This is a genomic window from Erwinia sp. INIA01 (genome assembly GCF_025947915.1).
Classification (GTDB): Bacteria; Pseudomonadota; Gammaproteobacteria; order Enterobacterales; family Enterobacteriaceae; genus Erwinia; species Erwinia coffeiphila.
Window position 1 is genome coordinate 381,824 of record NZ_JAPDNC010000002.1, and the last position, 21,833, is coordinate 403,656.

Genomic DNA, 21,833 nt, shown 5'->3' on the forward strand with positions numbered 1-21,833 from the left:
TCAACAGAAGGAAGACACAATGATGGCAAAAAGACATCAGGTTGCTGCACGCCTGTTTATCGCCGGAACGCTGTGGTTCAGCGCCGCTCAGGCACATGCGGAGGCCACCTATGAGCTGGAAAAAGTGGTGGAGCTTAGCCGCCACGGCATCCGGCCGCCGACGCCCGGCAACCGCACGGATATTGAGGCCGCAACCAACCGTCCCTGGACGCAGTGGAATACCGCCGACGGCGAGCTGACCGGCCACGGCTATGCGGCGGTGGTGAACAAAGGGCGCTGGCAGGGCGAACATTATCGCCAGCTGGGGCTGCTCACTGCGGGCTGCCCGCAGCCGCAGGACGTGTATGTGCGGGCCAGCCCGCTACAGCGCACCCGGGCAACCGCCGCTGCGCTGGTGGACGGTGCATTTCCCGGCTGTGGCGTAGCCGTTCATCGGGTTGAGGGTGACCACGATCCGCTGTTCCAGACCGAAGCGTTCCCGGCGACCAACACCGATCCGGCAACGCAGCTGGCGAAGGTGAAAGAGGCGGCGGGCGATCTGGCGGCCCGTCAGCAGGCGTTGCAGCCTGCGGTTCAGGCGCTGAAAAAGGCGGTGTGCCGGGACGATGCGTCCTGCGCCTTCTTTGATAAGCCCTGGCAGATTAAACAGAGTAAAAGCGGCAAAGCCTCCGTTGATGGCCTGAGTGTGCTGGCCAATATGGTGGAAACGCTGCGCCTTGGCTGGAATGAAAACCTGCCGGTGGCCCAGCTGGCCTGGGGCAATATCACCTCATCGGCGCAGATCACTGCCGTTTTGCCGCTGTTAACGGCTAATTACGATCTCAGCAACGACGTGCTTTATACCGCGCAAAAGCGCGGCTCCATTCTGCTTAACGCCATGCTGCAGGGCGTTGAGCAGGGCGTAAATAAGCCGACGGATAACATGCCGGATACGCGCTGGCTGCTGCTGGTGGCGCATGACACCAACATCGCGATGGTGCGCACGCTGATGGATTTCAGCTGGACGCTGCCCGGCTACACGCGCGGCAATATCCCGCCGGGCAGCAGCCTGGTGCTGGAGCGCTGGCGTGACAGCAAAACCGGAGAGCGTTTCCTGCATGTCTACTTCCAGGGGCAGAGCCTGGACGACCTGCGCAATTTACAGCAGGTGGATGGCAATCATCCGCTGTTGCGTGAGGAGTGGCGTCAGCCGGACTGCCGGGTAACCGACGTGGGTACGCTGTGCCCGCTGCGTTCCGCCGTGAAAGCGTTGAGTAAAAACCTCGACCGCAATGCGATCACCCCGGTGGCTTACGCGCTGCCGTGATGTTCAGCGTTCGCTGCAGGCCGGTTGGCCTGCAGCACAATCCCCTCAGCATGTTCCTCAGACGAACGGCTGCCTCAGTAGAACAGCCTTTCCGCAATCAGAATAAAGATCAGCCCGGAAACCGACAGCACGGTGGTCAGCACCGTCCAGGTACAGAAGGTTTGCTTCATGGTCAGGCCGAAGCTCTCTTTCACCATCCAGAATCCGGCATCGTTGACGTGGCAGGCAATCACGCTGCCTGCGCCCGTCGCCAGCACAATCAGCGCCGGATCGATGTGAAACATCGGCAGCATCGGTGCCACAATGCCGGAGGTCGTTAATGCTGCAACGGTGGCCGAACCTAAACAGACGCGCAGCATCGCGGCAATCGACCAGGCGATAATCAGCGGCGACAGGGTGGAGGCGGCAAACAGCCCGGCGACATAATCGCCCACGCCGCCGTCAACGATCACCTGCTTAAAGGCACCGCCGCCGCCGATAATCAGCAGCATCATAGAGATTTGCGCAATGGCGCTGGTTAGCGTTTTGCCAATCTCTTCCGCGCTGCGGCCGCGGGCAAAGCCCATGGTCCAGAAGGCGATAATCAGCGAAATCAGCATTGCCATCGCCGGTGTGCCGACAAACTTCACCGCTTTCACCGCCGCAGCATCACTGCCGGGGAACAGCAGATCGACCACCGTCGCCAGCGCCATAAACAGCACCGGTGCCAGCGAAGTCAGCACGCTGGAGAGGAACCCCGGCGTCTCTTCCAGACGATAGCTTTTCTGCTCGCCGAAGGCGCTGAGGTCGCTCTGCCCCTGGTACACCGCCGGAGCCAGACGATAAAGCACCTTATTAAACAGCGGCCCACAAACAATGGTGGTAGGGATGCCGACCGCAATACCGAGCAGCAGCACGTGACCGATATCGGCGCTGTAGGCCAGCGAGATCGCCGTGGGGGCAGGGTGGGGCGGCAGGAAACCGTGGGTGACGTTCAGCGCGGCGGCCATCGGAATGCCAAGATACAGAAACGGCAGCTTCAGCTCGCGGGCGATGGCGTAAATAATTGGCAGCAGCAGGATCAGACCCACTTCGAAGAACAGCGCGATACCCACGGTAAACGAGGCAATCACCACGGCCACCTGAGTGTTCTTTTTGCCAAAGACGGCGATCAGCGTGGCGGCAATGCGGTAGCCGCCTCCGGCATCGGCCACCAGGCGGCCCAGCATGGCACCAAAACCAAACACCAGCGCCAGGTGGCCCAGCTGTGCGCCAATCCCTTTCTCAATCGTTAGCGCAATTTGCGTCGGGTCCATTCCCAGAAACAGCGCCACCAGAAACGAAACGATGACCAGCGATACAAAGGTATTCCATTTTAACGCCATGATTAGTATCAGTAATATTGCGATTCCTATCGCGACAATGAATACAGGCATAGCCAGCTCCAGAGATCATGTTATCGGTAAAGTCGTCAATGCAACTTATAGAATTTATTTTCCGATATGGAGCTTTATGGAATGTTTATTTGATCTGCTTCGCAATATTTCGCTTAATAAATCAGTGAAAATATCACGTTAACTCACTATTTTTGGCCAGAAAATTAGCCAGTTTTTTGGCTTCAGGGCTATTTCAGGTCGCGGAAGTTCAGCCAGATGCGCATATCAAACTCCAGCTGGTGATAGTCCGGTTCCATATGGCAGCACAGCTGGTAGAACGCTTTGTTGTGATCCTTCTCTTTCAGATGCGCCAGCTCGTGCACGACGATCATTTTGAGAAACTCTTCCGGCCCGTCGCGAAACAGCGTGGCGATGCGGATCTCGTTATTACTTTTCAGCTTGCCGCCCTGCACGCGGGAAACAAAGGTGTTTGTGCCCAGCGTGCCCTTCACGGGATTCTGCTTATTATCAAACATCACTTTCGACAGCGCCGGGGCGTTTTTCAGATAGCGCTGCTTCAGCCCGCCAACGTACTGATAAAGCGATTTATCGTCCTGAATACTGTGCTGGCCGGGATACTTCTTCTCTACCCATGTTGCCAGCTGGCCGCGATCGGACAGCTGCTGCACGCGGGCAATCAGTTCAGTAGGATAGCCATTGAGATAGCGTAATGTTGTCATAACTCTCTGATTAATTTTCGCTGTATTATCCGATGCGCGGAATCCATTACGGGTAATTTTAAGAAAAACGTTTACTGTTCGCTCATTTTAGGGGATAAAACGCGGAAATTTTACCACTAAGGTGTTCCCATGAGCCAACTTGAACTAAGCAACCGTATGCTGACGCTGCATCGTTTTCCCCAAATGCGCGAAGAAAGCCCGTTGCAGGCCTGGGATTCGGCCGATGAATATCTGCTGAAACACATCGGCGATGAAGTGACCGGCGGACCCACGCTGATTTTCAATGACACCTTTGGGGCACTGGCCTGCGCGGTCGCGGGCGAGGGCGTCTACAGCATCAGCGATTCCTGGCTTAACCAGCAGGCGACCCGGCAGAACCTGGCGCTTAACGAGCTGGACGAGTGTGATGTGCAGCTGCTGGACAGCCTGGCACCGCTTCCTGCGGCTCCAACGCGGGTGCTGATCAAGGTGCCGAAAACCCTGGCGCTATTAGAGCAGCAGCTGCGTGCGCTGCGTAAAGTCGTCACGCCACAGACGCAGATTATCGCCGCCGGCAAGGCGAAGGATATCCATACTTCCACGCTACAGCTGTTTGAGAAAATTCTCGGTCCAACCACCACCTCGCTGGCATGGAAAAAGGCACGGTTGATTTACACCACGTTCAGCGCTCCGAAGCTGGCGGACAGCGATGTGATCGCCACATGGCCGCTGGACGGCACCGATTACCTGATTCACAACCATGCCAACGTATTCGCCCGTGGCGGGCTGGATATCGGCGCACGCTTCTTTATGCAGCACCTGCCGGAAGATATTGACGGTGAGATCGTTGACCTCGGCTGCGGCAACGGCGTGATTGGCCTGACGGCGCTGCGGCAGAACCCGCTGGCGCAGGTTCACTTTGTCGATGAGTCCTATATGGCAGTGGCATCCAGCCGCCTGAACGTGGAGTCAAACTGCCCGGACGACTTAGCGCGCTGCGAGTTTCGCGTGAATAACGTGCTGGCGGGCTATCCGTCCGACCGTCTGCACGCGGTACTGTGCAATCCGCCGTTCCATCAGCAGAACGCGGTCACCGATCATATCGCCTGGCAGATGTTTCGCGATGCCCGCCGCTGCCTGCAGTACGGCGGCGAACTGCGCATTGTCGGCAACCGCCACCTGGATTACTACCACAAAATGAAGAAGCTGTTTGGCAACTGCACCACCGTCGCCACCAATCAGAAGTTTGTGATCCTGCGCTCGGTGAAAATGCGCTGATCGCCAGCGGTGCGGCAGCCATGCCGCACACTGCGTGCATACCACTCCGCGGCTGGGATGGATGTGCTGCGAGGCTTACCGACGCGCGTTAATTTTTTACGCGGATCCACGAAAAACGCTGCTGGTAGCCGTGCTGGCGGTGTGTGTTGCGCCGGTAGCTGGCCTGCTCTTCCGCCATGCAGTAGGTGCAGATCCCGCTTAGCTCAATTTGCCCCTCCGGAACCCCCTCCCTCAGCGCGATGCGTTTTGCCAACAGCGGCAAATCAAACCATACGCCATCGGTCGTTCCCTGCGCCTGCGGGCGGACTGCCGCCGGATTTGTCGACGGCTGCTCAGACCACGCCATTAACGGTGCCAGATGGTGCGGATCGTCCTGCTCCGCGCGAGCAATTAAGTCCTTTCCCAGCTCGTAGCAGCAGGGGCCAATCGACGGACCGATAGCGATAAACAGGTCCCCCGGCGCGCTGCCGTTCTGGCACAGCTGGCGGATGGCATTAGCCAGCACGCCACCGAGAATACCCTTCAGCCCACCGTGTACCGCCGCCGCCTGGTGTTGATTAGCGTCTATCAGCAGGATCGGCAGACAGTCCGCGGTGTAGACCGCAACGGGGCGGTTATCGCTGGCGATTAGCCCGTCGGCCTCCACGCTTTTTACCGGTAGCGCCGTTGCGCTCGGCACCACGCGGGCGCTGTGCCGCTGCTGGTTGTAAATCGTCTCTACCGGGGGCCGTTCTCCGGCGGGTAAAAAGGCGTGATCGAGCCAGTCGAAGCGGGAAAGTAGCGAGGAACGCCAGGAATACGACATCAAAATGCTCCTTAAGGGACGGGCGACAGATTTTTTATACGCCTTCGAGGCTAACGTTTTACGACATTTTGCCAAAATATTTTCGCTGGCCGTGCATGGATTGATGCTGCGGGTTTACCTTGCCGCCTGCAATAACAATCTTCCGAGTACAAAAAAGGTTATGCTGCACCACCGGAACGGTATTTCCGGGAACTTAAAGGATTTTTTTGCATGGAGAGCTTTACCGCATGACCAATAAATCGTATCGCCGTTATTCCGCCGCACTGCTGGCGGGCTTTGCAGGGGGTAATGTTGCCAGCTTCGTTAAGTGGGGCAGTGAGAACCCATTCCCGCCGCGCACGGCCGATCGGGCGATTCCGCCTGTTGAAATGCTCAACGATCTGGGCCTGAACACCGAAGCGATGATCTATCACTGGTCCGGGCACGTGGTGAACTGGGGTGTGGCGGGCGTTCACCACCTGTTTTCGGTTTTTTTCGCCATGCTCTACTGCTGGCTGGCGGAGATCTTCCCGTCGATTAAGCTATGGCAGGGCGTGGCATTTGCGCTGGTCATCACCGTGATTTTTCACGGCGTGATTTTACCGGCTGCGGGTTGGGCACCGGCCCTGTGGGATCTGCCCGCCGATGAAATCCTGTCCGAAACCTTCGGCCATATCCTCTGGATGTGGACGATTGAAATATTCCGCCGCGACCTGCGTAACTGCATAACCCGCGCCCGGGATGCCGAGGAGCGCCTTGCCACCTCCGCCGGGCGCTGAGGCTAAATCCCCAGCCCCAGTTTAGTTCCCTGCGCAATAGCCCGGCGGGCATCCAGCTCCTGGGCTATATCTGCGCCACCGATAATATGCAGCGGCTTGCCCTGGGCGAGGAGCTGCGTTTCCAGTTCCCGCCTTGGCTCCTGTCCGGCGCAGATAATAATATTATCCACCGCCAGCAGCTGCGCTTCACCATCGCGCAGAATATGCAGCCCGTCATCATCAATTCGCTGATATTCAACGCTGCCCCACATCTGCACGCCGTGCATTTGCAGGCTGGCACGATGTATCCAGCCGGTGGTTTTCGCCAGCCCTGCACCGGGCTTACCGGGTTTGCGCTGAAGCAGCCAGACCTGGCGGGCGCTGTGAGGCGCGACCGGGCGCGTCAGGCCTCCGGGCCGGGTCAGCGTGCGGTCGATGCCCCATTCTTCGCAGAAGTCGGCGATATCCTGCGGCGCGGCGGTTTCAGGCTGCACCAGATATTCTGCGGTATCAAAACCGATGCCGCCCGCGCCGATAATCGCCACCCGCAGGCCGACCGGTTTTTTATCGCGGATCACGTCCAGATAGCTGAGAACCGAAGGATGATCGATACCCGGGATGGCCGGTGTTCGTGGCTCAATGCCGGTAGCCAGTACCACTTCATCAAAGTCGGCCAGTTGAGCGGCGCTGACGTACTGATTGAGCCGCAGGGTCACGCCGTGGATATCCAGCTGGCGGCGGAAATAGCGCAGGGTTTCGCTGAACTCCGCCTTCCCCGGGATCTGCCGGGCGATATTGAACTGCCCGCCCACTTCGGGCAGCGCGTCAAACAGCGTCACCTGATGCCCGCGCGCGGCGGCATTCACCGCGAACGCCAGACCGGCTGGCCCGGCACCGACCACCGCGAGGTTTTTCCGCACGGCTGCGGGGATCAGCGGCAGAGTGGTTTCGTGGCAGGCGCGGGGATTGACCAGGCAGGAGGTGAGCTTGCCGACAAAAATCTGATCCAGACAGGCCTGATTACAGCCGATGCAGGTGTTGATCTCATCGCTGCGCCCCTGCTGCGCCTTCAGCACAAATTCGGCATCGGCCAGGAACGGCCGCGCCATCGACACCATATCGGCACAGCCGTCATCCAGCACCGCCTGCGCCACATCCGGGTGATTGATGCGATTGGTGGTGATCAGCGGGATGCGCAGATGCTGCTTCAGCGCCTGCGTCACCCAGGCGAAAGCGGCACGCGGCACGGCGGTGGCAATGGTCGGAATACGCGCCTCGTGCCAGCCAATACCGGTATTGATCAGCGTGGCACCGGCCTGTTCCACCTCTTTCGCCAGAGTGATGGTTTGCTCCAGCGTGCCGCCCTGGTCCACCAGGTCCAGCATCGACAGGCGGAAAATAATAATGAATTCGTCGCCTACCGCCGCCCGTACCGCGCGCAGAATATCCAGCGCAAAGCGGCGGCGGCGCACGTCATCGCCACCCCATTCATCGTCACGCTGATTGGTGTGGGTCACCAGAAACTGGTTAATCAGATAGCCTTCGGACGCCATGATCTCTACGCCGTCGTAACCGGCCTGCTGTGCCAGACGCGCGCAGCGGGCATAGGCGGCGATCAGCGCCAGGATCTCTTCGTGGCTGAGCGCACGTGGGGTAAAGGGATTGATGGGAGCCTGAATCGCCGAAGGGGCAACCAGGCCGGGCTGATAGCTATAGCGGCCGGTGTGCAGGATCTGCATGGCAATTTTCCCACCGGCCTGATGCACGGCGTCGGTGACCCGGCGGTGGTGTGCCAGCTGCGACTCATCGTTCAGCACCGAAGCACCGGGGCTGACCACGCCCTCCGGCGTGGGGGCGATGCCGCCGGTGACAATCAGCGCCACTCCGGCCCGCGCGCGCTCGGCGTAAAACGCCGCCAGCCGTTCGGCACCCTGCGGATGCTCTTCCAGCCCGGTATGCATGGAACCCATCAGAAAACGGTTTTTGAGCTGGGTAAAACCCAGGTCCAGCGGAGAGAACAGTGACACGCTCATCGTAAATCCCGGAAGTGGTCGGATGAGTTAACTGTAGCGATCATATGACCGCGACGAAAGTACAGTTATTGGCTTTGTGATGTATGCCACTGATTAAGGTTTCTCCGAAAGGGTAGCAGCGTCACGTTATGCGTAACATGAGTTTAGTAACATGATTTTTAGTGATCTTGTTCACAGTTTTGCATCTGTAAAATCGTTCTCATAGGCGCCTCAATGAATACGTATTAGAGGTTTCTCATGAGTACTACCACGCAGTCCTGCATGATCAACGGTAAAGAGCAGGTCGAGGTTGTCAGCCAGCAGGTGGATTACCAGGGCGAAGGCACGCTGGTGCGCATCACGCGCGGCGGCATTTGCGGTTCCGATCTGCACTACTATCAGCACGGCAAAGTCGGCAACTTTGCGGTGAAAATGCCGATGATCCTCGGTCATGAAGTGATTGGCTACGTGGTGAAAAGTGATAACCCGGCGCTGAAAGAGAATCAAAAAGTGGCGGTGAACCCGTCCAAGCCCTGCGGCCACTGCAAGTACTGCGAAGCGCAGGAAGAGAACCAGTGTACCGGCATGCGTTTCTTCGGCAGCGCGATGTACTTCCCACACGTTGACGGCGGCTTCACTCAGTACAAGGTGGTCGACAGCAGCCAGTGTATTCCTTTCGACAACCAGGCCGATGAGAAGGTGATGGTGTTTGCCGAACCGCTGGCGGTGTGCATCCACGCGGCCAATCAGGGCGGCGATCTTCAGGGCAAAAAAGTCTTTATCTCCGGCGTGGGTCCTATCGGCTGCCTGATCGCGGCGGCGGCTAAAGCCAAGGGCGCGGCGGAAGTGGTCTGTGCCGATATCAGCGAGCGCTCGCTGGCGATGGCAGTGGCGATGGGTGCAACCGACACCATTCACGCGGCCAACGGCGACTTCACCCCTTATCTGGCGGAGAAAGGCTACTTCGACGTGTCGTTTGAAGCCTCCGGTCATCCTTCTTCTCTGACCCGCTGCCTGGAAGTGACCCGTGCAAAAGGCACGCTGGTGCAGGTAGGTATGGGCGGCGACGTGCCGGGCTTCCCGATCATGATGCTGATCGCCAAAGAAATAAAACTGGTCGGTTCCTTCCGCTTTACCACCGAGTTCAATACGGCGGTGGAGTGGCTGGGCAACGGTACGGTGAACCCGCTGCCGCTGTTCAGCGGTGAATATGACTATCAGAATATCGATGCTGCACTGGTATTTGCCGGTGATAAACAAAAAGCCGCCAAAGTGCAGCTGACTTTTTAAGGACAAATCATGACAACGCTTTTCTCACTCGCTAACAAACGTGTACTGATCACCGGTTCCGGCCGCGGTATTGGTTTTCTGATGGCGAAAGGGCTGGCCGAGGCCGGTGCCGAAGTGATCATCAACGCCACCACGCAGGAAGGTGCGGATAAAGCCGCCGCTGCGCTGCAGCAGCAGGGCTTTAAGGCACACGCTGTAGCGTTTGACGTGACTCAGTCAGCGGCAGTGAATGCGGCAGTGGAAAAAATTGAGAGCGAGATCGGGCCGATCGACGTGCTGGTGAACAACGCCGGTATTCAGCGCCGTCGCCCGTTCCTGGAATTCCCGGAGCAGGACTGGAACGACGTTATCGCCGTTAACCAGACTGCGGTATTCCTGGTTTCTCAGGCGGTGGCACGCCAGATGGTGACCCGCAAGCAGGGTAAAATCATCAATATCGGCTCGATGCAGAGCGAGCTGGGCCGCGACACCATCACCCCATACGCTGCGTCAAAAGGCGCGGTGACCATGCTGACGCGCGGCATGTGCGTTGAGCTGGCGCGCTACAACATTCAGGTAAACGGCATTGCGCCGGGCTACTTTAAAACCGAAATGACCCAGGCGCTGGCGGATGATGAAGCCTTCACCTCATGGTTGTGTAAACGCACACCGGCCGCGCGCTGGGGCAACCCGGAAGAGCTGATCGGTGCTGCGGTGTTCCTTGCTTCAAAAGCCTCTGATTTTGTGAACGGGCACCTGCTTTTTGTCGACGGCGGGATGCGCGTAGCAGTGTAAGCGGCTACACCTTAAGACACCGGACCTTTTAAAACACAGGAATTTCTATGCCCATTACAATAATAGCCTTTGGGGTCATTCTGCTTCTGGTGCTGATGATCGTATTTAAGGTCAACGGCTTCATCGCTCTGATTTTTGTCTCTGCCGTAGTCGGCGTGGCCGAAGGGATGACGCCGCTGGCGGTTATCGCTTCGATCCAGAAAGGGGTTGGCGGCACGCTCGGTGGGCTGGCGCTAATCCTCGGCTTCGGTGCCATGCTCGGCAAGCTGGTGTCCGACACCGGGGCCGCGCAGCGCGTGGCGACCACGCTGATTGCCGCCTTCGGTAAACAGCGCGTGCAGTGGGCGCTGATGGTCACCGGTCTGGTAGTTGGCCTGGCGATGTTCTATGAAATCGGCTTCGTGCTGCTGCTGCCGCTGGTGTTTACCGTGGTGGCCGCCGCACGCCTGCCGCTGCTGTACGTCGGCGTGCCGATGGTGGCCGCGCTGTCGGTGACCCACTGCTTCCTGCCGCCGCACCCGGGCCCGACCGCTATCGCCATTATCTTTGGTGCTAACCTCGGTACTACACTGCTGTACGGCATGATCATCACTATCCCGACGGTGATTATCGCCGGGCCGGTGTTCTCGAAATTCCTGAAAAACTTTGAAAAATCACCGCCGGAAGGGCTGTATAACCCGAAAGTGTTTGAAGACCATGAAATGCCGGGCTTCTGGACCAGTATTTTCGCGGCGATTATTCCGGTGATCCTGATGGCGGTGGCGGCGGTATTTGAGCTGACCACGCCGAAAGAAAACGTGCTGCGCCAGTTCTTTGAATTTGTCGGTAACCCGGCGGTGGCGCTGTTTATCTCGGTAGTGATTGCGGTGTTCACCCTGGGCCTGCGTAACGGCCGTAAGATGGACGACGTGATGGAGATGTGCAGCTCCTCCATCGGCGCGATTGCGATGATCGTGTTCATTATCGCCGGTGGCGGTGCCTTTAAGCAGGTGCTGGTGGACAGCGGCGTGGGTGACTACATCGCGAATATGATGAAAGGCTCGTCGCTGTCTCCGCTGCTGATGTGCTGGACCGTGGCAGCCATGCTGCGTATCGCGCTGGGTTCTGCGACCGTCGCGGCGATCACCACCGCCGGTATCGTCACGCCAATTATTGCTATCACCCACGCCGACCCGGCGCTGATGGTGCTGGCGGTGGGTTCCGGTAGCGTGATCGCGTCACACGTTAACGACCCTGGCTTCTGGCTGTTCAAGGGCTACTTCAACCTCAGCGTGATTGAAACGCTGAAGACCTGGACGGTGATGGAAACGCTGATTTCCTTCCTCGGCCTGGCGGGCGTCTTGATTCTGAACGCCATTATTCACTAATCTGTCAGACGGCCGGTTACTTCCGTCGTCGTCCCGTAAGGGCCAGGCTTGCCTGGCCCTTTTTACTTTTATTTGATTCCATGGAAGCTTATGAGATCGCACCGCATATCGTTACAGGACATCGCCACGCTGGCTGGCGTAACCCGGATGACGGTAAGCCGCTATCTGCGGACGCCAGAACGCGTTGCGCCGGAAACCCGGGCGAAAATTGCCCAGATCATTGAAGAGATTAACTACATTCCCAACCGCGCGCCGGAGATGCTGCTCAACGCGAAGAGCTACACGCTGGGCGTGCTGATCCCGTCGTTTAAAAACCAGATATTCGCCGACCTGCTCAGCGGTATTGAAGCGGCGACCAAAGAGGGGCGCTATCAGACGCTGATCGCCAACTACAACTACGATAAGCAGGTGGAAGAGGAACAGATCATCAATCTGCTGTCCTACAATATCGACGGCATCCTGCTTAGCGAAAAGGACCACACCCTGCGGGCGGTGAAGTATCTGCGCTCGGCGAAAATCCCGATTGTGGAGGTGATGGATACCCAGGGCGCGTGTCTGGATATGCAGGTCGGCTTTAACAACTACAGCGCTGGCTACGATATGACGCGCACGCTGCTCGATCAGGGGCGGAAAAGTATTATCTATTTTGGCTCACAGGATGACCGTCGCGATGAGTTTCGCTATCGCGGCTATTGCCAGGCGATGAGTGAGCGGGGCGGAGAAGGGCGGAGGATTAACCCGAAAGCCATTTCCTCGCAGAAGCTGGGCGCGGCGATGCTCACCACCGCGCTGGAGCAGTACCCCGATCTGGATGCGGTATTCTGCACCAATGATGACCTGGCACTCGGTGCGCTGCTCTACTGCCAGCGGCAGGGGATTGCGGTGCCGGGCCGCATTGCGATTGCCGGTTTTCACGGGCTGGATATCAGCCGGGAAATGTACCCGACGATGGCGAGCGTGATCACCCCACGCTATGCGATCGGCTACACCGCCGCCGAATTGCTGCTGAAAAAAATCAGCGATGACAGCTTTACCGCTGACTCGGTGGACCTCAGCTATCAAATCTTTATGGGCGAAACCATGTGATCGCCGGTTCTGACAACGGCGAAAACTGCGTTATGCTTTGATTTTCCCGCGTAATAAAGGCACTGCAAATGAGCGATATCCCGCAACCGGTTTTTGACGGCCATAATGATGTGCTGCTGCACCTGTGGCTGCATCATCCTGAACGCCCGGCCGAGGCCTTTCTTCAGCAGCGCCTTGGCGGCCATCTCGACCTGAACCGCATGCGGCAGGTTGGCTTTGCCGGGGGGCTGTTTGCCGTGTTTGTGCCTCCTGCGGAGCACGTGGCTAAATTCTTCAAGCGCGATGCCGAGCAGGAGGCGCTGCGGCACGATCCGCTGGCGATCACCGAGCAGCAGATCGCCATCTTCCAGCAGATTGCGCAGCAGTCGGCAGGACAGGCGCGCATCTGCCGCAGCGTCAGCGATATTGAGCAGTGCATGGCGCAGGGCGTGCTGGCGATGGTGCTGCACATTGAAGGTGCCGAAGGGCTGGATGAGGATCTGAGCCAGCTGGAAGGCTGGGCCGCCGCCGGGCTGCGCAGCATCGGGCCGTTCTGGAATATCCCCAACCGTTTCGGTTTCGGCATTAACGGTACGTTTCCCGGTTCACCGGATACCGGGGAAGGGATGACCGAGGCCGGTAAGCGGCTGATCCGTGCCTGTAACCAACACAGGCTGATGATCGACCTGTCGCATATGAATGAGAAAACCTTCTGGCAGACCGCCGAGCTTAGCGACGCACCGCTGGTGGCCAGCCATTCTAACGTTCATGCGCTGTGCCCGCAGCCGCGCAACCTGACGGATAGCCAGCTGGCGGCGATTAAAGAAAGCGACGGGCTGGTCGGGCTGAACTTCGGCACCTCGTTCCTGCGCAGCGACGGTAAACGTGACGGCAATACGCCGCTCAGCGTGATGGTGCAACACCTTGATTACCTGCTGGAAAAGTTGGGGGAAGACCGCGTGGCGTTCGGATCGGACTTTGACGGGATTAACGTACCGGATGAGATTGGCGACGTCACCGGCCTGCCGAGACTGGTGAGTGCGCTGAAGGATGCGGGCTATGGTGACGAACTGATTAACAAGCTCGGCCACGCGAACTGGCTGCGGGTTTTACGGCAAACCTGGCAAAAATAAATCGTGGTTTTTGAACCAAATAGTACAAAATTTGGTAACCCACAAAGAATTAAGGGTTGATATCGATTTAGCATAGGCGCAACATTTGCGCCGCCAAGTTCTTGTAATTTGACAACATGCCTTTCACCTGGCGCGTCCGGTGGGGTGTTTTTTAGCGATATTTAGAGGATATGAATATGTGGTCTAAACCTACTTTCATCGATATGCGTCTGGGCTTAGAAGTGACTCTGTACATTTCTAACCGTTAATAAATCTGTGGCCTGATTTTTTCAGGCACAGCTGATGCCTGCTGTGTTCCGCGGGCATTTTTTTCCTTTTTCCCGGTTTATCCATGAAAATCAAAGTTCTTGGCTCTGCGGCGGGCGGTGGATTCCCGCAGTGGAACTGCAACTGCCGCAACTGCCAGGGTGTGCGCGACGGCAGCATCCCTGCCACGCGGCGTACCCAATCTTCAATCGCGGTCAGCGATAACGGCACCAACTGGGTGCTGTGCAACGCCTCGCCGGATATCTGCCATCAGATTGCCGCTAATCCCGAACTGAATAAGCACGGCGTGCTGCGCGGCACGGCGATCGGCTCAATCATCCTGACCGACAGCCAGATCGATCACTGCACCGGTTTACTGAATCTGCGTGAAGGCTGCCCGCATCAGGTGTGGTGCACGCCGGAAGTTCACGACGATCTGACCAGCGGCTTCCCGATCTTTACCATGCTGTCCCACTGGAACGGTGGGCTGGTGCATCATGCCATCCAGCCCGCAGAGCCGTTTTCGGTCGCGGTGTGCCCGGCGCTGCGCTTTACCGCCATTCCGATCCTCAGCAATGCACCGCCGTACTCGCCGTATCGCGGGCGGCCGCTGCCCGGCCATAACATCGCGCTGATGATTGAGAACACCACCACCGGCAGCAAACTGCTGTACGCGCCGGGGCTGGGCGAGCCGGATGCTGAACTGCTGGAGCTGATGAAGCAGGCCGACTGCCTGCTGATCGACGGCACGCTGTGGCAGGACAACGAGCTGGCCAATACCGGCGTGGGGCGCAATACCGGGCGCGATATGGGCCATCTGGCGCTGGGTGAAGAGCAGGGGCTGATGGCGTTACTCAGTAATCTCCCGGCCCGCCGCAAGATCCTGATCCATATTAACAACACCAATCCGATCCTCGATGAGTCCTCAGCGGAGCGCCAGGCGCTGACGCAGCGCGGCATTGAGGTCAGCTTCGACGGAATGAGTATCGACCTATGAGCCAGCCAGCACTGATGACCCCCGAGCAGTTCGAACAGGCCCTGCGCGCGCGCGGTGCCTATTACCACATTCATCACCCGTACCATATCGCCATGCACAACGGCGAGGCGACGCGCGAGCAGATCCAGGGCTGGGTGGCGAACCGCTTCTACTACCAGACCAATATCCCGCTGAAAGACGCGGCGATTATGGCCAACTGCCCGGACGCGCAGACCCGTCGCAAATGGGTACAGCGCATTCTGGATCACGACGGTTACGGCGACAGCGACGGCGGCATCGAAGCCTGGCTGCGGCTGGGGGAAGCGGTCGGGCTGGATCGTGATGTGCTGCTCTCCGAGCAGATGGTGCTGCCGGGCGTGCGCTTTGCCGTGGATGCCTACGTCAACTTTGCCCGCCGCGCGGTGTGGCAGGAAGCCGCCTGTAGCTCGCTAACCGAACTGTTTGCGCCGCAGATCCACCAGTCGCGCCTCGACAGCTGGCCGCAGCACTATACCTGGATTGAAGAAGAGGGCTACGGCTACTTCCGTGGACGTCTGAGCCAGGCACGTCGTGACGTTGAGCACGGCCTTGAGCTGGCGCTGGAGTACTGCAACACCGTGGAGAAACAGCAGCGCATGCTGGAGATCCTGCAGTTCAAACTGGACATTCTGTGGAGCATGCTGGACGCCATGACCATGGCCTACGCCCTGGATCGCCCGCCGTATCATACTGTCACCGACCAGCCCGTCTGGCATAAAGGAAAACTGCTGTGAGCAACCCACAAACTATTCCGATGTTCCGCCGCGGCTACCGCCTGCAGTGGGAAGAAGTGCAGAACTGCCATGTGATCCTTTATCCGGAAGGCATGGCCAAGCTGAACGACAGCGCTACGGCGATCCTCGAACTGGTGGACGGTAAGCGCACGCTGGCCGAGATCATTCAGACGCTGAACGATCGCTTCCCGGAAGCGGGCGGCGTGGATGACGATGTACAGGATTTCTTCGCTCAGGCGAGGGAACAGAAGTGGATAATATTACGTGACCCAGCCTGAAAATAAGGTCAACCCGCCGCTGTGGCTGCTGGCTGAACTGACCTACCGCTGCCCGCTGCAGTGCCCGTACTGCTCGAACCCGCTGGACTTTGCCCAGCAGGAAAAAGAGCTGACCACCGAGCAGTGGATCGAAGTCTTTAAACAGGCCCGCGCGATGGGCGCAGTGCAGATCGGTTTCTCCGGCGGCGAGCCGCTGGTGCGCAAAGATCTGCCGGAGCTGATCCGCGCGGCGCGTGATTTGGGGTTCTACACCAACCTGATCACCTCGGGGATCGGCCTGACGCAGAAAAAGATCGATTCGTTTGCCGAAGCGGGCCTCGATCATATTCAGATCAGCTTCCAGGCCAGCGACGAGACGCTGAACGCCGCGCTGGCCGGATCGAAGAAGGCCTTCCAGCAGAAACTGGAGATGGCGCGCGCGGTGAAAGCCCACGGCTACCCGATGGTGCTGAACTTTGTGCTGCACCGCCACAATATCGACCAGATCGACCGCATTATCGAACTGTGCATCGAGCTGGAAGCGGATGACGTGGAGCTGGCGACCTGTCAGTTCTACGGCTGGGCGCAGCTGAACCGCGAAGGGCTGCTGCCGACCCGCGATCAGATCGAACGCGCCGAAGCGGTGGTTGCCCGCTATCGTGAAAAAATGTCCGCCAGCGATAACCTGACCAATCTGCTGTTCGTCACCCCGGATTATTACGAAGAGCGCCCGAAAGGCTGCATGGGCGGCTGGGGGGCGATTTTCCTCAGCGTGACGCCGGAAGGCACCGCGCTGCCGTGCCACAGTGCACGCCAGCTGCCGGTACAGTTCCCGTCGGTGCTGGAGCAGAGCCTGCAGGATATCTGGTTTAACTCCTTCGGCTTTAACCGCTATCGCGGCTTTGACTGGATGCCGGAACCCTGCCGATCCTGCTCGGAGAAAGAGAAGGACTTCGGCGGCTGCCGCTGCCAGGCCTTTATGCTGACCGGCAACGCGGATAATGCGGACCCGGTGTGCAGCAAGTCCGAACATCACCACAAAATCCTCGCCGCCCGCGAGCAGGCCAACTGCACCACCATGCGTGTTGACCAGCTGCAATTCCGCAACCGCGCCAACTCCGAGCGGGTTAATTCCCAGCTGATTTTCAAAGTCTGACCGATGCCGGTACAACAGCGCCAGCTCAGCAATGGTCTTCAGGTCCGTATTATTACGGACCCGCAGGCCCGCTGCGCCTCGGCGCTGGTGCAGGTGGGCGTCGGCAGCCTGCACGAGCCGGATGCCTGGCCGGGGCTGGCGCATCTGCTGGAGCACGTGCTGTTTGCCGGAAGCGCCGGTTTTCAGGATGACGAGCGCCTGATGATGTGGGCGCAGGCGCAGGGCGGGCGGCTGAACGCGACCACCCTCGGCAACGGTACGGCCTTCTTTTTTGAGTGTGCCCCTGCGCTGCTGTCGGACGGGCTGGCGCGGCTGACCGATATGCTGGTGGCTCCGCTGCTGGCGGAAAGCGCCATCAGCCAGGAAACGGCGGCGATCGATGCGGAGTATCGCCTGCTGTGCGGCCATCAGGACAAGCTGGCCGATGCGGCGCTGAGTGCGGCATTTGCAGCGCACCCGTGGCAGCGTTTTCAGGTCGGCGACGGCGCACGTTTTGGCACCGATACGGCCGCGCTGCGCAGGGCGCTGATGCGGTTCCATCAGCAGGCTTACTACGCTGCGAATACCACGCTGTGGCTCCATGGCCCGCAGTCTGCTGATGAGCTGTGGCAGCTGGCCGAACGCGCCGGTCTGCGTTTTGCGGATCAAACCCAGCCTTCAACGGTTCTTATACCGCCGCTGGCGTTATCAGCGCAGCGGGATTATCTGCTTCAGCGCCCGGACGGTGAGCGGCTGCGTCTCTCCTTCCTGCTGACCGGCGGCTTCAGCGAGGAGCTGACCCTGCTGCGCCAGCTGCTGCGCGATGAAGCCGAAGGCAGCCTGATGGCGGCGCTGCGGGCGGAAGGGCTGTGCGACGAGCTGCGCGTGCTGCGGCCCTACGTTAGCGTGGAGCAGCAGGTGCTGAGCATCGAGCTGACGCTGGTGGCTCCGCACCACGCGGCAGGGGCGGAAGGCCTGCTGCACCACTGGCTGCGACGGCTGGCGGGGTTGAGCGACGAGCAGCTTCAGCACTATGCAGCGCTGGCGGTACGGGAGTTCAACAGGCTGCCGGTGATGGACAGGCTGCGCGAACGGGCGTTTGGCTTTGCGCCGCCGGAAGCCTGGCCGTTGCGCTGGCAGCCGCTGCTGGCGCAGCTGGTAGCGGAGAATCTGACCCGGCTGCGCAGCGGCAGGCAGGAAACAGGGCAAACGCCTCTCAGTCGTGAAGGTGCCATTGAGCAGCCCCGGCCCGCTGGCGGGTTGCAAACTGAGCCACGAGGCACGGGTGATAACCGGATAACCAGATACCGGCTGGTGCAGGGATTCAACCTGCCTCTGGCGGCGCGTCGGCTCGATAAGCCAGCACTGCCCGGGGTGATACCAGCGCTGGATTTCTTCCCGCGCCCGCAGCCGACATTTACCGCTGAGAGCCTTTCCGCTGAACTGCCGCTGCCGCATTACAATCCTGATGGCGGGCAGGCGGTGCTGCTGCTCAGCCCGGCTGCGGTTATGCCGCTGCCCTGGGGGCAGATTATGCAGGCCGCGCTGCGTGCGCTGGCCGGTAGCTGCATCCACGGCGGCGGTGAACTAAAGCTGGAGTGTTATCAGGGGCTGTGGCTAATCCAGCTGAGCGGCTCTCCCGAGCTGATGATGGCGACGCTTTCCTCGCTGACGGCGCGGCTGGCTGCCTTGCCCGCCGTGGCTATCGAGCAGGGTGAGCGGGAATATCAGCGGCAGCAGCGCGCGCAGCAGGCCGATATTGTGGTGCGTGCGCTGATAAATGCGCTGCCGCCGCTGTGGCAGAACGCCAGCCATGCCTCCTCTGTGTCGCCGCTGCCCGCAATGCACTGGCAGGCAAGCCTTTACGGCGGAAGCCGTGAACTGCATCAGCAAATCGCGCGGCAGCTGTCGCATTTTCCGGGAAGGGTGAATTCGCTGGTTGAGGCATCGCGGCCGCTGCCCGTGCCGCAGCGGGAGTACTCCGTAGTTACCGACAGCAATGATGCCGCCGTTGTGCTGTTCTGCCCGCTAAACGGGTCAACCCCGCAGGCCGTGGCCGCCTGGCGCTGCCTGGCGCTGATCTTCCAGCCCGCATTTTTCCAGCAACTGAGAGTGGAGCAGAATATCGGTTACGTGGTCAGCTGCCGCTGGTGGCAGGTGGCGGGGCGGGCGGGGATTCTATTCTGCCTGCAATCGCCGACGCTGACGCATGACGATCTGTGGCAGGCGATAGAGGCATTTTTACAACGGATGGCAACGTCTCTTGCGTCCCTCACGGCGGACCGGCTGGCTGAGTATCGTCGGGTTCTGCTGGATTCACTCAATCCCCATCACGACGATCCGCTGACGGCCAGCCGCGAAGAGTGGCTGCAGCAGCAGGACCCGGCACCTGCGTTGACGGCAGAGGCGGTGGAGCAGCTCTCGCTGACCGATCTACAGTATCACCATCAGCAGCTTTTGCAGCAGCGTCAGCTCTGCTGGCGGGTGAGCAACCGGAAAAACACCATCGTCTGAACCCCGACGGCATCAGCGAGACTGTATCTGCATTCAAACCGCGGCTACATTGCAGCCATCAATTCCGGGATCTGAGCCTGCTGGCTGAGTTATTCACGTTCAGGCTACCCATTCCAGGCAATGTCTACATGGCTGAGCCTTTCTCGCTGCTCTCCCGGTCTGACATTGGCCGTGCGCCAGATGCCGGATATCTGCTTCAACCGTGCGGTCCGTTCCGCATTATCAACCCCAATTCTTATTGCTAGCACTGGTGCTAATTTTTTGCAGGCAAACGCTAAAAATTAATAATAAGAATGATAGTAATATTGATATTCATTATCAAAAAGAATAATGTCTCATTTTCGCCGCGCCGTGGCTTTTTTGGGGAGTCTTCGAGAAGAAGACTGGCATGAAGTTATATCAATGATGATGAAAACAAAATTAGCCGCTACCGCGCTGCTGCTCTCTCTCGCCTCATTACTCACCGCCTGCCAGCAGCCAAAAGTGCTCGCACCGCAGGCGGCGTCCATTTCTGAATTTGCCTCAGCCTCAACGATTAAGGCGCTGGATTCCTCGCGCACCCTGACGCCGCAGGCGCTGCTGGATGAGCTCAGCCAGGCACAAATGGTGATCGTTGGCGAAGAGCACAGCGACGCGAGGCATCATCAGGCCGAACAGTGGCTGATTGAGCAGCTGGCACAGAAACGCCCGCAGGGAAGCGTGCTGATGGAAATGATTAATAACGATCAGCAGGCCGCCGTCAGCGAGCTACAGAAGGGATTGAAATCCGATCCGTATATTCGCGAGCAGCGTATCCAGGAGCTGCTGCAGTGGCGCACCGGCTGGCCGTGGCCGCTGTATCGCGGCGTGGTGATGTCCTCGCTGCACGGCAAGGCTCCGCTGCTGGCCGCCAACCTCAGCCGTCCGCAGATTGAAGCTCTGTATGCCGAACCGCAGTTCCCTGCCGGTCAGCATTCGTCCCGGCCGGAAGTCCGCGACACGCTTTCCTCGGTGATTACTGCCATGCACGGCGGAAAAATGGCGCCGGAGCAGCTGAAGTCCATGCTGTCTGTGCAGCAGAATCGCGACCGCTTTATGGCCCAGCAGCTGATGAACGCGCCGCGCCCGGCGCTGCTGATTGCCGGTGGTTATCACGCGGCGAAAAGCCTCGGCGTGCCGCTACATTTGCAGGATCTCAACGCGCCGCGCCCGCTGGTGCTGATTCTGGCGGCCAGCGGTACCGAGGTCACCCCCGATCAGGCTGACTATGTCTGGTATATCCCGGCGTCGGGTCAGTAATGAGCGCACTGCAACACAGCGAAGCACAGCAGGTTCCGCAGCCGTGGGGGCGGGGAACGCTGCTCAGCATGGCGGCACACGGCATTATTGCCCTGCTGGCGATCGTCACCTTTGAAAAGCAGCACGTCACCGTTAACTCTCCCCCGGCGGTGATGCTGGAGTTTGCGCCGGAAGTCCAAACCGAAAAGGTGCCGCTGGATATGCCGATTGGCGTTAACCAGCAGCGACGGGTTGAGGCCTCACGCGCGCAGGTGACCCCGGAGAAAACCGAAACGCATCGCGCGGTAACCGCCGATGACGGCGAACTGGCGCTGAAAAAACCGCACACGCCGGTACCGAAGCCGGTGAAAAAGCAGAATGTACATAAAGAAAATCGCCTCAATCAGCAGGCGGTAGAAGGTAACGCCACGCTGAACAGTCGTGCTGCGCCGCTGCCCTCTCAGAAGCCAGCGGCCAAAACCGCCGCGCCGGTGGAAAGTAATGCCGAACAGATGGATCGGGTGCGGCTGAGCTGGGAGGGGCTGGCGATGGGGCAGCTTAACCGGGTGAAGCAGTTCCCGGCGGATGCGCGCCGCCGCGAGCGGGAAGGGGTGGCAACGGTCACCTTTACCGTCAGTGCCGGTGGCGATATTAGCGGCAGTCGGCTGGATCGATCTTCCGGCACCATTGCCCTCGATCGCGAGGCGCTGGCGATGCTGGAGCGGGCCAGCCCACTGCCGCCCCCGCCCGCCGAACTGCTGGTGGCCGGACGGTATACGGTGACGATGCCGATAAGTTTTTCCTTAAAAAATAAAAACTGACTGAGAGTCCTTT

General features: G+C 59.3%; 20 protein-coding genes. 16 read left to right on the plus strand and 4 right to left on the minus strand.

Annotated elements, in window-relative coordinates:
* The first annotated feature begins 19 nt into the window (after positions 1 to 19).
* On the plus strand, positions 20 to 1,306 hold the full coding sequence (locus tag OMR58_RS03660; protein WP_264545292.1) for a histidine-type phosphatase: 1,287 nt from the start codon (positions 20 to 22) through the stop codon (positions 1,304 to 1,306).
* A 74-nt stretch (positions 1,307 to 1,380) separates the two neighbouring features.
* On the opposite strand, the gene OMR58_RS03665 is transcribed toward OMR58_RS03660, so the two are convergent.
* Positions 1,381 to 2,721: a gluconate:H+ symporter gene (locus OMR58_RS03665; RefSeq protein WP_264545293.1), complete on the minus strand. Its 1,341-nt coding sequence runs from the start codon at positions 2,719 to 2,721 to the stop codon at positions 1,381 to 1,383.
* A 188-nt stretch (positions 2,722 to 2,909) separates the two neighbouring features.
* Complete coding sequence (locus OMR58_RS03670; RefSeq protein WP_105592578.1) at positions 2,910 to 3,401, minus strand: M48 metallopeptidase family protein; 492 nt, start codon at positions 3,399 to 3,401, stop codon at positions 2,910 to 2,912.
* Positions 3,402 to 3,530: 129 nt separating this feature from the next.
* Between OMR58_RS03670 and rlmG the strand changes: the two genes are divergently transcribed.
* Positions 3,531 to 4,658, plus strand: coding sequence for a 23S rRNA (guanine(1835)-N(2))-methyltransferase RlmG (gene rlmG, locus OMR58_RS03675; RefSeq protein WP_200560246.1), 1,128 nt, complete (start codon positions 3,531 to 3,533; stop codon positions 4,656 to 4,658).
* An 88-nt stretch (positions 4,659 to 4,746) separates the two neighbouring features.
* Here rlmG and OMR58_RS03680 read toward each other — a convergent pair whose 3' ends face one another.
* The gene (locus tag OMR58_RS03680) at positions 4,747 to 5,463 is read right to left on the minus strand and encodes a polyphenol oxidase family protein (protein ID WP_264545294.1); all 717 of its coding nucleotides are present in this window, start codon (positions 5,461 to 5,463) and stop codon (positions 4,747 to 4,749) included.
* Positions 5,464 to 5,690: 227 nt separating this feature from the next.
* On the opposite strand from OMR58_RS03680, the gene OMR58_RS03685 reads away from it, so the two are divergent.
* Positions 5,691 to 6,221: a YagU family protein gene (locus OMR58_RS03685; protein WP_264545295.1), complete on the plus strand. Its 531-nt coding sequence runs from the start codon at positions 5,691 to 5,693 to the stop codon at positions 6,219 to 6,221.
* Between the two features lie 2 nt (positions 6,222 to 6,223).
* Here OMR58_RS03685 and OMR58_RS03690 read toward each other — a convergent pair whose 3' ends face one another.
* Complete coding sequence (locus OMR58_RS03690) at positions 6,224 to 8,233, minus strand: NADPH-dependent 2,4-dienoyl-CoA reductase (protein ID WP_264545296.1); 2,010 nt, start codon at positions 8,231 to 8,233, stop codon at positions 6,224 to 6,226.
* A 237-nt stretch (positions 8,234 to 8,470) separates the two neighbouring features.
* Here OMR58_RS03690 and idnD point away from each other — a divergent pair, with 237 nt between their 5' ends.
* The 13 genes from idnD to OMR58_RS03755 all read left to right on the plus strand — a co-directional run bounded on the left by idnD (position 8,471) and on the right by OMR58_RS03755 (position 21,820).
* Positions 8,471 to 9,502: an L-idonate 5-dehydrogenase gene (gene idnD, locus OMR58_RS03695; RefSeq protein ID WP_105592572.1), complete on the plus strand. Its 1,032-nt coding sequence runs from the start codon at positions 8,471 to 8,473 to the stop codon at positions 9,500 to 9,502.
* 9 nt (positions 9,503 to 9,511) lie between these two features.
* Entirely contained in the window at positions 9,512 to 10,276 is a 765-nt protein-coding gene (gene idnO / locus OMR58_RS03700) for a gluconate 5-dehydrogenase (RefSeq protein ID WP_105592571.1), read from the plus strand.
* Positions 10,277 to 10,323: 47 nt separating this feature from the next.
* Positions 10,324 to 11,643 carry a gluconate:H+ symporter gene (locus tag OMR58_RS03705; protein WP_264545297.1) on the plus strand — a complete coding sequence of 440 codons (1,320 nt, stop codon included), beginning with the start codon at positions 10,324 to 10,326 and terminating at the stop codon, positions 11,641 to 11,643.
* Positions 11,644 to 11,733: 90 nt separating this feature from the next.
* A complete protein-coding gene (gene idnR / locus OMR58_RS03710) occupies positions 11,734 to 12,729 on the plus strand; it encodes a DNA-binding transcriptional regulator IdnR (protein WP_105592569.1) in 996 nt (331 codons plus the stop codon).
* Positions 12,730 to 12,797: 68 nt separating this feature from the next.
* A complete protein-coding gene (locus OMR58_RS03715; RefSeq protein ID WP_264545298.1) occupies positions 12,798 to 13,841 on the plus strand; it encodes a dipeptidase in 1,044 nt (347 codons plus the stop codon).
* Positions 13,842 to 14,017: 176 nt separating this feature from the next.
* Positions 14,018 to 14,089: a pyrroloquinoline quinone precursor peptide PqqA gene (gene pqqA / locus OMR58_RS03720; protein ID WP_105592606.1), complete on the plus strand. Its 72-nt coding sequence runs from the start codon at positions 14,018 to 14,020 to the stop codon at positions 14,087 to 14,089.
* Between the two features lie 83 nt (positions 14,090 to 14,172).
* Positions 14,173 to 15,084, plus strand: a complete 912-nt coding sequence (gene pqqB, locus OMR58_RS03725) for a pyrroloquinoline quinone biosynthesis protein PqqB (protein WP_264545299.1) — start codon at positions 14,173 to 14,175, stop codon at positions 15,082 to 15,084.
* A complete protein-coding gene (gene pqqC, locus OMR58_RS03730; RefSeq protein ID WP_264545300.1) occupies positions 15,081 to 15,836 on the plus strand; it encodes a pyrroloquinoline-quinone synthase PqqC in 756 nt (251 codons plus the stop codon). Before pqqB ends, pqqC begins: the two co-directional genes overlap by 4 nt.
* Complete coding sequence (pqqD, locus tag OMR58_RS03735; RefSeq protein WP_264545301.1) at positions 15,833 to 16,114, plus strand: pyrroloquinoline quinone biosynthesis peptide chaperone PqqD; 282 nt, start codon at positions 15,833 to 15,835, stop codon at positions 16,112 to 16,114. The genes pqqC and pqqD overlap by 4 nt, the downstream gene beginning before the upstream one ends.
* A complete protein-coding gene (pqqE, locus tag OMR58_RS03740; protein ID WP_205065872.1) occupies positions 16,101 to 17,249 on the plus strand; it encodes a pyrroloquinoline quinone biosynthesis protein PqqE in 1,149 nt (382 codons plus the stop codon). The genes pqqD and pqqE overlap by 14 nt, the downstream gene beginning before the upstream one ends.
* Positions 17,250 to 17,252: 3 nt before the next feature.
* Positions 17,253 to 19,742, plus strand: a complete 2,490-nt coding sequence (gene pqqF / locus OMR58_RS03745) for a pyrroloquinoline quinone biosynthesis protein PqqF (protein WP_264545302.1) — start codon at positions 17,253 to 17,255, stop codon at positions 19,740 to 19,742.
* A 402-nt stretch (positions 19,743 to 20,144) separates the two neighbouring features.
* Positions 20,145 to 21,020 (plus strand): ChaN family lipoprotein, encoded by an 876-nt coding sequence (locus OMR58_RS03750; RefSeq protein WP_347710562.1) that lies wholly within the window; start codon positions 20,145 to 20,147, stop codon positions 21,018 to 21,020.
* A complete protein-coding gene (locus OMR58_RS03755; RefSeq protein ID WP_264545303.1) occupies positions 21,020 to 21,820 on the plus strand; it encodes an energy transducer TonB family protein in 801 nt (266 codons plus the stop codon). The genes OMR58_RS03750 and OMR58_RS03755 overlap by 1 nt, the downstream gene beginning before the upstream one ends.
* Positions 21,821 to 21,833: the final 13 nt, after the last annotated feature.

Excerpts from the sequence above, each read along its gene's own strand:
- OMR58_RS03660 (WP_264545292.1), top strand. The coding sequence starts at position 20 with ATGATGGCAAAAAGACATCAGGTTGCTGCACGCCTGTTTATCGCCGGA.
- OMR58_RS03665 (WP_264545293.1), bottom strand. The coding sequence starts at position 2,721 with ATGCCTGTATTCATTGTCGCGATAGGAATCGCAATATTACTGATACTA.
- OMR58_RS03670 (WP_105592578.1), bottom strand. The coding sequence starts at position 3,401 with ATGACAACATTACGCTATCTCAATGGCTATCCTACTGAACTGATTGCC.
- rlmG (WP_200560246.1), top strand. The coding sequence starts at position 3,531 with ATGAGCCAACTTGAACTAAGCAACCGTATGCTGACGCTGCATCGTTTT.
- OMR58_RS03680 (WP_264545294.1), bottom strand. The coding sequence starts at position 5,463 with ATGTCGTATTCCTGGCGTTCCTCGCTACTTTCCCGCTTCGACTGGCTC.
- OMR58_RS03685 (WP_264545295.1), top strand. The coding sequence starts at position 5,691 with ATGACCAATAAATCGTATCGCCGTTATTCCGCCGCACTGCTGGCGGGC.
- OMR58_RS03690 (WP_264545296.1), bottom strand. The coding sequence starts at position 8,233 with ATGAGCGTGTCACTGTTCTCTCCGCTGGACCTGGGTTTTACCCAGCTC.
- idnD (WP_105592572.1), top strand. The coding sequence starts at position 8,471 with ATGAGTACTACCACGCAGTCCTGCATGATCAACGGTAAAGAGCAGGTC.
- idnO (WP_105592571.1), top strand. The coding sequence starts at position 9,512 with ATGACAACGCTTTTCTCACTCGCTAACAAACGTGTACTGATCACCGGT.
- OMR58_RS03705 (WP_264545297.1), top strand. The coding sequence starts at position 10,324 with ATGCCCATTACAATAATAGCCTTTGGGGTCATTCTGCTTCTGGTGCTG.
- idnR (WP_105592569.1), top strand. The coding sequence starts at position 11,734 with ATGAGATCGCACCGCATATCGTTACAGGACATCGCCACGCTGGCTGGC.
- OMR58_RS03715 (WP_264545298.1), top strand. The coding sequence starts at position 12,798 with ATGAGCGATATCCCGCAACCGGTTTTTGACGGCCATAATGATGTGCTG.
- pqqB (WP_264545299.1), top strand. The coding sequence starts at position 14,173 with ATGAAAATCAAAGTTCTTGGCTCTGCGGCGGGCGGTGGATTCCCGCAG.
- pqqC (WP_264545300.1), top strand. The coding sequence starts at position 15,081 with ATGAGCCAGCCAGCACTGATGACCCCCGAGCAGTTCGAACAGGCCCTG.
- pqqF (WP_264545302.1), top strand. The coding sequence starts at position 17,253 with ATGCCGGTACAACAGCGCCAGCTCAGCAATGGTCTTCAGGTCCGTATT.
- OMR58_RS03750 (WP_347710562.1), top strand. The coding sequence starts at position 20,145 with ATGATGATGAAAACAAAATTAGCCGCTACCGCGCTGCTGCTCTCTCTC.
- OMR58_RS03755 (WP_264545303.1), top strand. The coding sequence starts at position 21,020 with ATGAGCGCACTGCAACACAGCGAAGCACAGCAGGTTCCGCAGCCGTGG.